Below are 13,493 nucleotides of genomic sequence, written 5' to 3'. Positions count from 1 at the left end.
CTTTACTGCACTAGAAAAATGACAATACGTATGACTCTAAAAGAAGAAGCTCCTTGCATATAAAAGGAGCTTCTTCTTTCGAGTGTCACGCACTAGTTTGAATAGTATTTAATTGTTTTTTTGAATACGTCCATCAATAATCGGCTGAATTGGTTCTTTCACTTGTTTTACATAATCGACTAATGCTTCAAAATCGTTTGGACCAGTTTCAGCATTTTTTCCATTTTTAAAGGATACGAATCCATCACCGCCAGAAGCTAGGAAAGCATTTGCAACTACGCTATACGTTTTAGAGGGAACTAATTCTTCACCATTTGTTAAACGGATATTCGTAACCTTTTCGTTATTTGGTTTGTTTGCATCCCAAGTGTATTGAATACCTGAAATTTGAAGCATTCTCGTTGCTCCTTTTTGCCATTGTTGATTTAATATATCACGAATATCTTGACCTGTTAGATCTACTTTAATTAATTGGTTTCCGAAAGGCTGAATGCCGTATAATTCGCCCCATGTAATATCTCCAGCGTCTAGATCATTACGAATTCCACCAGGATTCATAAGAGCGATTTGTGTTTGCATAGTTTGGCGCTGGGCATCCGCAACTAAATTTCCAAGTGTAGATTCACCAGCATCGTTTTGTTTACGGTCGATAGGTGCTGTAGATTTTCCGACTACTTCATTTACAAGAGGTGCGATTTTTTCTTTATATTGATCTAACTTTTGTTTTACTTGTTTATCAGGCTCTACACCTTCATGGTACGTTGTAATAACTTCAGCTTTTTTCTTCACAATATCTTTTGTTTTTCTATCAATCGTTACATCTACATCAGAGAAAGCCATCCCGTAAGAGTTCGCTTGCACGATAAGTTTATTATTTACAGTACCATTTACGTACGTATGACTATGTCCGCCGAAAATAACATCAACTTCGGGATCTGTTTCATTTGCAATGCGAGTAAGGTCACCGTTTGTTACACCAGTGTCATCAGTTGTACCTCCAACGTGTGCAAGGACTACGATAGATTTAACGCCGAGACGCTTTAATTGTTGTGTGGATTTATTAATAGCCTCTACTTCATCAGTGATTTCTACATTTTTAAGCATAGTAGGCATAACGACATTCGGTGTATCCGTTGTAACAACTCCAATGAACCCTACAGGAACTCCGTCAACCATTTTTACAGTGAATGGTGGTAAAAATAAGCGGCCAGTTGATTTATTATAGAAGTTTGCAGCGACATAAGGGAAGTTTGCTCCTTTGAAATTCCCTGTTTTTTCATGATATCCACCATAAATGAGGCGTCGCATTTCATCAATGCCTTCATCAAATTCATGATTTCCAATTGTACCAACATCAAACTTTAAGTCATTTAAAAATTCAATAGTTGGTTCGTCCTGTAATAAAGCAGAAACTGGTGGGCTAGCTCCGACGATATCTCCAGCATGTACAAGAAGTGTATTAGGGTTTTGTTTTTTGCGTTCTTTTAAATAAGTAGCTAAGTAATCAGCACCACCAGCTTCTTTATTGTTAATTTTTTTTACAGTATCTAGTTGTCCATGGAAATCATTAATACCAAGCATTTGTACGTCTATGTATCGGTTTTGTTCGGCAGGAGCCTGAGATGGAGGAGCGGCGAATACGCTTGAAAAAGTAATAGTGCTTAAAACAGCAACAGCAGGAATAATTTTTTTCCACATAATTAATTTCTCCTTTTTTTATAATCTGACATCATACGACATAATTTTAATAGATTACTAGGATTATATCTATATAAAAATTTAGTTTTTTCGAAAAATTAACATATTTACAAAAGATAAATAATAGAGTAGGGAACCTTTTTTATTGTCGATTTCGCCGTGTATCCTCTATAATGGAGAAAAAAGTAAAAGGTGAATAGTATGAAGAAAAAGAAGCAAAGACAAACACAAAGACACTCTCAAATGAATCAACCAGAGAAAGAATCACTTACACTAGGTGATCAATTGAACGATTCGTTAATGCAACAATTAAAGAATAAGAAAAAAGAGTTGCAAGTGAGAGAAGAGAAAAAAGAGGCAGCAGAACAAGAAAGAAAGCGTAAAGAACAAAAAGAACGTGAAAAGAATAAATCATTTGAAGAACTGTTAAGTGAAAGTAGCCTTACTTGGAAAGACTTTAAATAATAAAAAGATGATCAGTGAAATGCCACTGATCATCTTTTTGACGAGTTTGTAAGAAAAGGGGAGTTAGAATGAGGAAAATTGTAGTCGTTCCGTATGAAAATCATTGGAGTGAGAAATTTCAAATGGAGGCCGAAAGATTAAAATCGGCGATGCCAGAAACGGTAAAAATCCATCATATTGGAAGTACGTCAGTGCCAGGACTAGCAGCTAAACCTATTATTGATATGATCATGGAAGTAGAAAGTATCGACAGAGTAGATCATTGGAATGAACGTTTTAAAGAGCTTGGTTACATCGTGAAAGGGGAAAATGGTATTTCAGGTCGTCGTTTTTTTATTCATGGAACTGAGGAGAAACGCTCGTATCATTTGCACGTATTTGAAAAAGGGAATATTGAGATTACAAGGCATTTATCGTTTCGTGATTACATGATGGCTCATTGCGAAGAAGCAGAGGCATATGCAAATTTAAAGAAAGAACTAGCGGAAAAATATACATATGATGGCACGATGTATACGGAAGGAAAAAATGAGTTTGTACGTAATGTTGATGAAAAAGCGAAAGAATGGAAAGGAAATAAAGTGAATGACTGAGTTCACTTTATTTTTTTAAATGTGTATAAAAGTATTATGTAAACTGTACGTATGCTTTGACTTTTTGGATGAATCTTGTTGAAATAAAGTGGTGGTTTATAAAAAATGTAACATTGAAAGGGAGAGCGAGTGTGCATATTCCAACAACTACACTTCATAATGGCGTGAAAATGCCGATGATTGGTCTAGGCGTTTATAAAGCGAAAGAAGGCGACGAAGTTAAACAAGCAGTAAAAACAGCGTTAGAAGTTGGATACCGTTCGATTGATACAGCAACTGTATATGAAAATGAAAGCGGTGTCGGAGAAGCGGTTCGTGAATCTGGAATCCCGCGAGAAGACTTGTTTATTACAACAAAAGTTTGGAACGACGATCAAGGGTACGAGGAGACGCTCGAGGCGTTTGAAAAAAGTTTAAAGAAATTACAAATGGAGTATGTAGATTTATATTTAATCCATTGGCCGATAAGAGGGAAGTATGTTGATACGTACCGTGCTTTAGAAAAGCTATATGAAGAAGGTAAAGTGCGCGCGATTGGTGTTTCTAATTTTCATAAACATCATTTAGAACTGTTATTACCAAATTGTAAAGTGAAGCCGATGGTCAACCAAGTGGAACTTCATCCGATGTTAGCGCAATTTGAATTGCGTGATTTCTGTCAAGGTGAGCAAATTCAAATGGAAGCGTGGAGTCCTTTAATGAGAGGCGGCGAAGTATTCCAGCATCCAATTATTCAGGCTATTTCTAAAAAATATGAAAAGTCACCTGCACAAGTTATATTAAGGTGGGATATTCAAAGTGGGATTGTGACTATTCCTAAATCTGTTACGCCATCTCGTATTAAAGAGAACTTTACTATTTTTGATTTCTTATTAACTGAAGAAGAGATGGATCAAATTAATACGTTAAATCGTAATTTACATGTAGGAACGAATCCTGATAAATATGATACGTTATAAAAAAAGACTGCCGCCTAGTGTTGGGGGGCAGTCTTTTGCTTTTATCGGTATCAATATTTTAGCGATGTAAAGCATATGAATCATACTTAACAATCTTTTGAAGTTGTACATATTCTTCTTTTGTTAAAGATAACTGTTGGCTAGCTTGTATATTTTCTTGCAATTGTTGAATAGAGCTTGCACCAGGTATAACAGCTGCAACAGTTTCGTTATGTAAGCAATATTGAATAGCCGTTCCTGTTAAAGAACTTTCTCCGATTATTTCTTTTACACTCGCGAGTGTCGAATATAACTCATCGTAAGAATAAGAGAGGTAATCTTTTTCTTTTACTCTTTCTATCTTTCTTGCATTATTGTTAGTTAAAATCCCTTTTGCAAGTGGTCCGCGAGCAATAACGCTAATTTGCTGTTCATTAAGAAGCGGGAACCATTCTTCAGGGCGACGATTTAAAAGGCTGTATTCCATTAATATGCTAACGATATTTGATCGTTTTGCATACTCACGAATGACATTTGGACGTATAGAAGAGATACCATAATGACGAATAATCCCTTCTTTTTTTAATTCTTCAAAGGCTTCAACTGTTTCATCTATAGGATCTTCAATCGTCCCGCCATGAAGTTGATATAAATCAATATAATCTGTTTGAAGTCTACGTAAACTCTCTTTTACTTCGGCCTTTATATAAGCTTTAGAAGGATCCCAAGACCAACCGTTTTTTTCTTCTGTCCATCGATTTCCAACCTTTGTTGTAAGAACAATTTGGTCACGTTTTCCTTTCAGAGCTTTTCCAACAAATTCTTCATTTAATCCATAATCGTATAAGTCCGCTGTATCAAAAAAATTAATTCCTAAATCGATTGCCTCATCGATAATACGCATAGCTTCAGCCTCAGATGCACCGAGAGACATACAGCCAAATCCAATTTCTGTAACATATAAATCTGAGTTTCCTAATTGACGTTTTTTCATAGGTCAACCTCCTTACCTTTATTGTACGAAAGGGGGAGGAGGTTGACAAACGTTTACTTTTTGCCCCGCATTAACTGCCCGTAAAAGCCCGATTGGTTCAACTAATAATCAGAGGGGATGCCCCCCTCTGATTAAAGTTTCACTTTATTTGCTGTAATCCACTCTTGTACAGTTGTATACTCTTTTCCATATTGTTTTAGCTTATGACGAATTTGCCATGCTTTGCCGACTAAAGTGACGCGATTTGGTAAAATGTAAACTTTCATTTCTATCACGCTCCTTTCAATGTGGTAAAATGTATGAAGAACGATTAGGAAATAGAACAGGGAGATGAAGTAGTATGAGTAATCTTGCAGAAAGAACAGTAAAAACTGAACCGATTTTTGATGGTAGAGTTATAAAAGTTCGTGTTGATGATGTAGTATTACCAAATGGAGAAATGAGTAAACGTGAAATCGTAAATCACCCTGGGGCAGTTGCTATTATTGCTATTACTGATGAGGGGAAAATTGTACTCGTTGAGCAGTATCGTAAAGCTCTCGAAAAGGCAATTGTGGAAATTCCTGCTGGGAAGTTAGAACCTGGGGAAAAGCCAGAGGTAACAGCAGTTCGTGAATTAGAAGAAGAAACAGGATATGTATGTGAAAATATGGAGCTTATTACATCTTTCTATACATCACCTGGTTTTGCAGATGAGATTTTATATGTATATAAAGCGACAGGATTAAAACAAAAAGAAAATAAAGCAGCTTTAGATGAAGATGAATTTGTGGAATTAATGGAAGTGTCATTAGAAGAAGCGATTGATCTTATGAAAGACCTTCGCATACATGATGCTAAGACGATGTTTGCAGTACAATATTTACAATTACAAAAATAAACACTCGCCTAAGGCGAGTGTTTTTAGTTGATTTTTGCATATACACGTGCATCGCGTAAGCTGCCATCGGGTGCTAGGAAATCATTTTCCATTGTACCTTCTAAAATAAATTCTAGACGTTCTGCTAAGTTACATGCGTTTATATTTGTTGCATCAGTACGAATTTCAATTCTTCTAGCTCCTAGTTTATCAAATGCAAATTGAATCGCACCTTTAATGGCTTCTGTCATATAGCCATGCTTTGTATAAGCGCTATGTAGCCAAAAGTGAAGTGAAAACTTTGGAATATCCCAGTTTTCAGGCTTGAGCGTAATAGCTCCGATGAATGTACCAGATACTTTATCGTATAAGTGGAAATCAAGTGTTTCACGAAGTAAAAACTGTCCGTGAGCTTCGCGAACAATTTCTTCAGCACGTTCTTCTGTTTCAGCTGTAATTGGCATCCATGGTAATAAGTCTTCTAGCGAAGCTTGGATTGCTTCATATACTTCTGTGCCATCACCTGGAAACGGCTTACGTACTTGCAAGCGCTCAGTTTGAAATAATGTTGGAAAATCTAATAATAATGGTTTCAAGAGAAATCCCTCCTATTCTCTACTTTTTAGTTTAGCAAAGTAGAGCGGAATTTCAATGCTAATTCGTCATACTTTTTTCTTTCTTTCATACATTTTTAGTAAGAGTGTGAACGGAGGGAAGGAAAATGTGGCGAAAAACGTGGCAAGACCGTGTAATGTCTCACATACAGGAAAATTCTTCACTATATATATTTAATGCGGTTTTATTACTGATGGGAGTAATATTTGGAGCGATTCTTGTGAATAGTTTACAAATAAACCAAAAGCAAGATTTATCATTTTATTTACAGCGTTTTTTTGGACAAGTTTCTAAAGGAGAATTTGCTGTCGCAGGCGAAATGTTTCGAGAAAGTTACTTTTCGCAATTAAAATATATCGGCTTTATTTGGATTTTGGGGATTTCAATTATTGGGTTGCCGCTCATTTTTATCTTACTATTTTTAAAAGGGGTAGTTGTTGGATTTACAGTAGGTTTTTTAGTAAGTCAGCACGGATGGAATGGACTATTATTAGCATTTGTATCTGTATTGCCACAAAATTTAATTATAATTCCTGTATTTCTCGTAATGACAACAATTGCTGCAAGCTTTTCCTTACGCATGATTAGGCATCAATTTATTCGGAAAATAACTGAGCCACTATTACCGTTATTAATTCGCTATACATGCTTTTTTCTCGTGATTGGAGCGGTATTAGCTATTGCTTCCAGTGTCGAAGTGTATGCATCACCAGTTTTAATGAAAGAAGTTGTGGAGGCTATTAACAAACAATAAATACTTTTTGAGAATAATTATCAATTTGTTTTTATTGTTTTTCTTTTGACAGGAGCCCTTCTTCTGATATAATGGTGTAAGAGTGGCGAGGAGGGAGTAGTACCGAATGGAAGAAAGAATTGAACGAATTAAGAAGCAATTACATGCAGCGAGCTATAAATTGACACCACAACGTGAAGCAACAGTTCGTGTGCTGCTAGAAAATGAAGAAGATCATTTAAGCGCAGAAGATGTATACCTCCTTGTAAAAGAAAAGTCGCCAGAGATCGGATTAGCAACCGTTTATCGAACTTTAGAGTTATTGTCTGAGTTGAAAGTTGTCGATAAAATTAACTTTGGAGACGGTGTTTCGCGTTATGACTTACGCCAAGAAGGTGCACAGCGTTTCCATCATCATTTAATCTGTACACAATGCGGTGCTGTACAAGAAATACAAGAAGATTTACTTGGTGAAGTGGAGAATAAAGTGGAACGAGACTGGAGCTTTAAGGTGAAAGATCATCGTTTAACATTCCATGGGATTTGTAAAAATTGTCAAGAAAATGAAACGGATGAAAAATAACCTTTTCCTATTTAACTAGGAAGAGGTTTTTTATTTGAATAAGGTATAAATTGGTGAAAGCTTGGCATATGTTGTAATAACTTATATTTTGGAGGAATTTACAATGCGCCGAGCTTTAAAATTAACTTTTGATGGGATGAAAGTATTTTTATTATTTACAAGTTGTACGATTTTGTTTTATTTCGCTATACTATGGATAAATGAAGAATATGAAAGTTACCATCGTTATGAAAAGCCAAAAGAAGAGACTGTAGAAAAAGTATCAGGGAATGAGGAGCCGGAAAAGGATGCTTTCGTAAATAGAATGATGTTTTTCTATGAAAATGGGGAGTAGTGTAGATTGGAAGATCAATTAAAAGATTTTATTCATTATATGATTGTTGAAAAAGGTTTAGCGAAAAATACAGTTGTATCTTATGAACGCGATTTAAAAAGCTATGTGAAGTATTTGCAAAATGTAGAACAAACGAAGACGTTTCATGAAGTGACACGCTTGCATATTGTTAACTTTTTGCAGCATTTAAAAGAAAACGGGAAATCTTCAAAAACATTGGCGCGTCATATTGCATCGATTCGTTCGTTTCATCAATTTTTACTTCGTGAACGAGCAGTGGAGCATGACCCATCGGTACATATTGAAACGCCACAAGGGGAACGGAAATTACCAAAAGTATTATCAATCGACGAAGTGGAAGCATTACTTCAAACACCGAAAACGGCAAGTGCTTTTGGGATTCGTGATAAGGCAATGTTAGAGTTGTTGTATGCAACAGGACTTCGTGTTTCAGAATTAATTGCATTAAATTTAGAAGATGTGCACTTAACGATGGGATTTGTTCGCTGTATCGGGAAAGGGAACAAAGAAAGAATTATTCCACTAGGAAGCTTAGCGACAGAAGCGATTCAAAAGTATATTGAAAAAGGAAGAAGAGAATTGATGGGTAAAAAAGCAGTAGATGCGCTCTTTTTAAACCATCATGGTAATCGATTATCGAGACAGGGATTTTGGAAAATTTTAAAACGGCTAGCGAAAGAAGCGAATATTGCAAAAGAGCTTACACCGCATACGTTACGCCATTCTTTTGCTACGCATCTATTAGAAAACGGGGCAGATTTGCGTGCTGTACAAGAAATGCTTGGACATGCAGATATTTCAACGACGCAAATCTATACGCACGTTTCAAAAACTAGATTAAAAGATGTATATAAACAGTTTCACCCGAGAGCATAGTCACTATGCTCTTTTTTCATAGATTAAGAAGAGTGAACCATTTCACAGAAACTTCACAAACATTTCGTACATTGTTTTCAGCAGAAGACTAGAATATTACAATGTATTTCCTCTATACTAAGGAAAGTATGAAGGAGGAAATGAAGATGAAAAAACTTATTATTACATTATTTATCGCGATGCTAGCATTGGCTGGCTGTAATACAAACAAAGAAGAACCGAAAAAAGGACAGAAACTTGAAGGTATAGACGTAGCGGTTCAAACGAATCCGAAAGAAATTAAACCTGGTGAAAAAACAGAAGTACAAGCACTTGTTACACAAGGAAAAGAAAGAGTAACGGATGCTGATGACGTAAAGTTTGAGATTTGGAAAGATGGCGACGAGAAACACGAGATGTTAGATGGTAAGCATAAAGGAAAAGGTGTTTATGCAGTAGAGAAAACATTTGAAACGGATGGAGTATATCATATTATTCCTCATACAAATGCACGTGATATACACGTTATGCCAGAACACAAAGTTGCTGTAGGGAATGCGAAAGTAGAAGATGCGAAAAAAGAAAGTGGTGATCATAATGCAGGACACGGTGATCATAAAAGTGACACAATGATTCATCTTATGGCCGGTGACATAAAAGCAAATGCTGAATCAACAATGAAAGTCCATTTAAAACAAAAAGAAGAAGCGTTAACTGGTGCTGAAGTACAACTTGAGATTTGGAAAGACGGCGTTGAAAAACACGAATTTATTCCGGCGAAAGAAGGGAATAAAGGGGAGTATGAAAGTAAACATACTTTCAAAGAGAATGGTGCTTATAAAGTGAAAGTTCATGTAAGAAAAGGTGAACTACATGAACATAAAGAAGAAACAGTAGAAGTAAAATAAAAAGTAGCTCTTTAGAGCTGCTTTTTATTTTTATATTAGGAAATATGTTATAAAATGATTAGCACTTCTTTGCAGAATGGATTACAATAGAAGGGTAAAGAAAATGAGAAATTCTACGAAAATGTATTAAAAAGAAAGCGTAAACATGGTATGATATCAATATCAGATGTCTGACATCTGACTTAGAAAAAACTAGAAATTTTTTTGATTCGTTTGAAAGTAAAACGAAAAAGTTAGAGACTGGTTTAAAGCAGTACTGTTTGATAATGAGGACGAAAGATAATTCCCATTGATAACAGTTTCACTTTATAGCGTTTTGAACATACTACAAGAAGTAGAACTGAACATATAGGAGGTTGCAGTTATGAATAAATATAAACGTATTTTCCTAGTCGTAATGGACTCTGTGGGAATCGGTGAAGCACCAGATGCTGAGCAGTTTGGTGATTTAGGTTCTGATACAATTGGTCATATCGCTGAACATATGAATGGATTACACATGCCAAACATGGTGAAATTAGGCCTTGGTAATATTCGTGAAATGAAAGGAATCTCTAAAGTAGAGAAACCGCTTGGATATTATACAAAAATGCAAGAGAAATCTACAGGTAAAGATACAATGACAGGTCACTGGGAAATCATGGGCCTTTACATTGATACACCATTCCAAGTGTTTCCTGAAGGATTCCCGAAAGAATTACTTGATGAATTAGAAGAAAAGACAGGTCGTAAAATTATCGGTAATAAACCAGCCTCTGGAACAGAGGTACTTGTTGAGCTTGGTCAAGAACAAATGGAAACAGGTTCTTTAATTGTTTACACTTCTGCTGATAGTGTATTACAGATCGCAGCTCATGAAGAAGTAGTACCACTTGAAGAGCTATATAAAATTTGTAAAATCGCACGTGAATTAACATTAGATGAGAAGTACATGGTAGGGCGTGTTATTGCTCGTCCGTTCGTTGGAGAGCCAGGAAACTTCACACGTACACCAAATCGTCATGACTATGCGTTAAAACCATTTGGTCGCACAGTAATGAATGAACTTAAAGATAGCGATTATGATGTAATTGCTATTGGTAAAATTGCTGACATTTATGATGGAGAAGGTGTAACTGAATCACTTCGTACGAAATCAAATATGGATGGAATGGACAAGCTTGTAGATACATTAAATATGGACTTTACAGGTATTAGCTTCTTAAACTTAGTTGACTTTGATGCCTTATTTGGTCATCGTCGTGACCCACAAGGGTACGGAGAAGCATTGCAAGAATATGACGCACGTCTTCCAGAAGTATTCGAAAAACTAAAAGAAGATGATCTATTATTAATTACAGCAGACCATGGTAATGATCCAGTACATCCTGGTACTGATCATACACGTGAATATGTACCGTTATTAGCATATAGCCCAAGCATGAAAGAAGGCGGACAAGAGTTATCACTTCGTCAAACATTTGCTGATATTGGTGCAACTGTAGCAGAAAACTTTAATGTTAAAATGCCAGAACATGGAACAAGCTTCTTAAACGAGCTAAAGAAATAGGGGGATAAACAGATGAATCGTGAACTAATTACAAAATCAGCTTCATACTTAAAAGAGAAATTTCAAGAGACACCACAAGTAGGACTAATCCTTGGATCTGGACTAGGTGTATTAGCAGATGAAATCGAGAACGCAGTAACAGTACCATACAGTGAAATCCCTGAATTCCCAGTTTCAACTGTAGAAGGACATGCAGGTCAACTTGTGTTCGGTACACTTCAAGGTGTAACAGTAGTAGCAATGCAAGGACGTTTCCATTTCTATGAAGGATACGATATGCAAAAAGTAACATTCCCAGTTCGTGTTATGAAAGAACTAGGTGTAGAAACAGTTGTTGTAACGAACGCAGCTGGTGGTGTAAATACATCATTTGAACCAGGCGATCTTATGTTAATTTCAGATCATATTAACTTCATGGGTACGAACCCATTAATCGGACCAAATGATTCTGAAATGGGTGCACGTTTCCCTGATATGTCTACATCATATACGCCAGAACTTCGCGAAATGGCGAAACAAGTTGCAGCAGATTTAAATATTAAAGTACAAGAAGGTGTATATGTTGGAATGACAGGTCCTGTATATGAAACACCTGCTGAAATTCGTATGCTTCGTACACTTGGCGGAGATGCAGTTGGTATGTCAACAGTACCGGAAGTAATTGTAGCTCGTCATGCAGGTATGAAAGTACTAGGTATTTCTTGTATTTCAAATATGGCAGCTGGTATTTTAGATCAACCACTTCATCACGATGAAGTAATTGAAACGACAGAACGTGTTAAAGCTAATTTCTTAGCATTAGTAAAAGCAATTGTAAAACAAATGAAGGGGTGACTTCACAATGAGAATGGTGGACCTAATTGCAAAAAAACGTGATGGACATGCATTAACGACAGAAGAAATTAACTTTATCGTTGAAGGATATACAAATGGTAGTATTCCAGATTATCAAATGAGTTCACTTGCAATGGCAATTTTCTTCCAAGATATGAATGATCAAGAACGTGCAGATTTAACGATGGCAATGGTAAATAGCGGTGATACAATTGACTTATCAGCCATTGAAGGGGTAAAAGTAGATAAGCATTCAACGGGTGGAGTTGGTGATACAACGACACTTGTATTAGGTCCATTAGTAGCTGCTTTAGGTGTACCAGTTGCGAAAATGTCTGGACGAGGTCTAGGACATACGGGTGGTACAATTGATAAATTAGAAGCAGTACCAGGATTCCATGTGGAAATTGAAAATGATGAATTCATGCGTCTTGTAAATGAAAATAAAATCGCTGTTATTGGTCAAAGTGGAAACTTAACACCTGCTGATAAAAAGTTATATGCGCTTCGTGATGTAACTGCAACAGTAAATTCAATTCCTCTTATCGCTAGCTCAATTATGAGTAAGAAAATTGCTGCTGGTGCAGATGCAATTGTTCTTGATGTAAAAACTGGAGCAGGCGCGTTTATGAAAACGGATGAAGATGCAAAGCGTTTAGCAGAAGCAATGGTACGCATCGGTAATAACGTTGGTCGTAATACGATGGCGGTTATTTCTGATATGAGTCAGCCGCTTGGTGAAGCAATTGGTAATGCATTAGAAGTACAAGAAGCAATTGATACATTACAAGGTAAGGGACCGAAAGATTTAGAAGAGTTATGTTTAACACTTGGAAGTCAGATGGTGTACCTTGCTGGACAAGCTTCATCTTTAGAAGATGCACGTGAAAAGTTAATTGAAGTAATGAACAATGGTAAAGCGCTAGAATCATTTAAAACGTTCTTATCCGCGCAAGGCGGCGATGCATCTGTTGTTGATGATCCTTCTAAATTGCCACAAGCACAATTTAAAATTGAAGTGGAAGCGAAAGAAGACGGTTACGTATCGGAAATCGTTGCAGATGAAATCGGAACAGCAGCAATGCTTTTAGGAGCAGGGCGTGCAACGAAAGAGTCTGAAATTGATTTAGCAGTTGGTCTAATGCTTCGCAAAAAAGTAGGCGATAGCGTGAAAAAAGGTGACTCTCTTGTTACAATTTACGCAAACCGCGAAAATGTTGAAGACGTAAAAGCGAAAATTTATGAGAACATGAAAATCGCTAAAGATCACGTAGATGCACCAACTTTAGTACACGGTATTGTAACGAAGTAATAAAGTGAAACTTTAATCAGTGGGGGCTTTATCCCCACTGATTATTAGCCTTCACCAATCGGGCATTTACGGGCAGCTCGACCCAGACCTAACTTCTTTGCTTTCGCTGAATTTTGAGGTAGGGGTCTTACTGCCCGCAAATAGCGGGATAAAAAAAGCTGAGGAGATTTCTCCTTGGCTTTTTTTACTATTTTTTGTTTAT

General features: G+C 36.4%; 16 protein-coding genes. 12 read left to right on the top strand and 4 right to left on the bottom strand.

The genetic code is table 11. The features are described from left to right. Positions 1-108 precede the first annotated feature (108 nt). The gene (locus tag NSQ69_RS20220) at positions 109-1,698 is read right to left on the bottom strand and encodes a bifunctional metallophosphatase/5'-nucleotidase (protein WP_341099628.1); all 1,590 of its coding nucleotides are present in this window, start codon (positions 1,696-1,698) and stop codon (positions 109-111) included. A 201-nt stretch (positions 1,699-1,899) separates the two neighbouring features. Between NSQ69_RS20220 and NSQ69_RS20215 the strand changes: the two genes are divergently transcribed. The 3 genes from NSQ69_RS20215 (at position 1,900) to NSQ69_RS20205 (ending at position 3,715) form a co-directional block, all read left to right on the top strand. Next, positions 1,900-2,163, top strand: a complete 264-nt coding sequence (locus NSQ69_RS20215) for a YqkE family protein (protein ID WP_002014945.1) — start codon at positions 1,900-1,902, stop codon at positions 2,161-2,163. A gap of 68 nt (positions 2,164-2,231) precedes the next feature. Further along, the gene (locus NSQ69_RS20210; protein WP_002185013.1) at positions 2,232-2,756 is read left to right on the top strand and encodes a GrpB family protein; all 525 of its coding nucleotides are present in this window, start codon (positions 2,232-2,234) and stop codon (positions 2,754-2,756) included. A 131-nt stretch (positions 2,757-2,887) separates the two neighbouring features. Further along, complete coding sequence (locus NSQ69_RS20205) at positions 2,888-3,715, top strand: aldo/keto reductase (RefSeq protein ID WP_033731219.1); 828 nt, start codon at positions 2,888-2,890, stop codon at positions 3,713-3,715. A gap of 58 nt (positions 3,716-3,773) precedes the next feature. Here NSQ69_RS20205 and NSQ69_RS20200 read toward each other — a convergent pair whose 3' ends face one another. Together NSQ69_RS20200 and mciZ are read right to left on the bottom strand one after the other, a co-directional pair. Further along, on the bottom strand, positions 3,774-4,688 hold the full coding sequence (locus NSQ69_RS20200) for an aldo/keto reductase (RefSeq protein ID WP_002088476.1): 915 nt from the start codon (positions 4,686-4,688) through the stop codon (positions 3,774-3,776). A gap of 131 nt (positions 4,689-4,819) precedes the next feature. Then, positions 4,820-4,954: a Z-ring formation inhibitor MciZ gene (gene mciZ / locus NSQ69_RS20195; RefSeq protein WP_000870297.1), complete on the bottom strand. Its 135-nt coding sequence runs from the start codon at positions 4,952-4,954 to the stop codon at positions 4,820-4,822. A 74-nt stretch (positions 4,955-5,028) separates the two neighbouring features. Between mciZ and NSQ69_RS20190 the strand changes: the two genes are divergently transcribed. After that, positions 5,029-5,568: an NUDIX domain-containing protein gene (locus NSQ69_RS20190; RefSeq protein ID WP_002014941.1), complete on the top strand. Its 540-nt coding sequence runs from the start codon at positions 5,029-5,031 to the stop codon at positions 5,566-5,568. A gap of 23 nt (positions 5,569-5,591) precedes the next feature. Here the strand turns inward: NSQ69_RS20190 and NSQ69_RS20185 are convergent, their stop codons facing one another. Then, positions 5,592-6,143, bottom strand: coding sequence for a GNAT family N-acetyltransferase (locus NSQ69_RS20185; RefSeq protein WP_002033881.1), 552 nt, complete (start codon positions 6,141-6,143; stop codon positions 5,592-5,594). A 155-nt stretch (positions 6,144-6,298) separates the two neighbouring features. On the opposite strand from NSQ69_RS20185, the gene spoIIM reads away from it, so the two are divergent. From spoIIM to NSQ69_RS20145, 8 genes are all read left to right on the top strand, one after another. Beyond that, positions 6,299-6,916: a stage II sporulation protein M gene (gene spoIIM / locus NSQ69_RS20180; RefSeq protein ID WP_341099627.1), complete on the top strand. Its 618-nt coding sequence runs from the start codon at positions 6,299-6,301 to the stop codon at positions 6,914-6,916. Between the two features lie 106 nt (positions 6,917-7,022). After that, the gene (fur, locus tag NSQ69_RS20175) at positions 7,023-7,478 is read left to right on the top strand and encodes a ferric iron uptake transcriptional regulator (protein WP_000392654.1); all 456 of its coding nucleotides are present in this window, start codon (positions 7,023-7,025) and stop codon (positions 7,476-7,478) included. A 103-nt stretch (positions 7,479-7,581) separates the two neighbouring features. Further along, positions 7,582-7,812: a YqzK family protein gene (locus NSQ69_RS20170; RefSeq protein ID WP_002088473.1), complete on the top strand. Its 231-nt coding sequence runs from the start codon at positions 7,582-7,584 to the stop codon at positions 7,810-7,812. 6 nt (positions 7,813-7,818) lie between these two features. Then, the gene (xerD, locus tag NSQ69_RS20165; protein WP_002067028.1) at positions 7,819-8,709 is read left to right on the top strand and encodes a site-specific tyrosine recombinase XerD; all 891 of its coding nucleotides are present in this window, start codon (positions 7,819-7,821) and stop codon (positions 8,707-8,709) included. Between the two features lie 146 nt (positions 8,710-8,855). Then, on the top strand, positions 8,856-9,596 hold the full coding sequence (locus NSQ69_RS20160) for a FixH family protein (RefSeq protein WP_002167718.1): 741 nt from the start codon (positions 8,856-8,858) through the stop codon (positions 9,594-9,596). A gap of 364 nt (positions 9,597-9,960) precedes the next feature. Next, positions 9,961-11,145 carry a phosphopentomutase gene (deoB, locus tag NSQ69_RS20155; protein WP_002014935.1) on the top strand — a complete coding sequence of 395 codons (1,185 nt, stop codon included), beginning with the start codon at positions 9,961-9,963 and terminating at the stop codon, positions 11,143-11,145. 12 nt (positions 11,146-11,157) lie between these two features. Beyond that, positions 11,158-11,979 carry a purine-nucleoside phosphorylase gene (locus NSQ69_RS20150; RefSeq protein ID WP_078177774.1) on the top strand — a complete coding sequence of 274 codons (822 nt, stop codon included), beginning with the start codon at positions 11,158-11,160 and terminating at the stop codon, positions 11,977-11,979. 7 nt (positions 11,980-11,986) lie between these two features. Then, on the top strand, positions 11,987-13,291 hold the full coding sequence (locus NSQ69_RS20145) for a pyrimidine-nucleoside phosphorylase (protein WP_002067030.1): 1,305 nt from the start codon (positions 11,987-11,989) through the stop codon (positions 13,289-13,291). Positions 13,292-13,493: the final 202 nt, after the last annotated feature.

Origin of the sequence: Bacillus sp. FSL R10-2201 (assembly GCF_038008665.1) — a bacterium.
Classification (GTDB): domain Bacteria; phylum Bacillota; class Bacilli; order Bacillales; family Bacillaceae_G; genus Bacillus_A; species Bacillus_A mycoides.
This window is presented reverse-complemented; position numbering and strand designations above follow the sequence as displayed.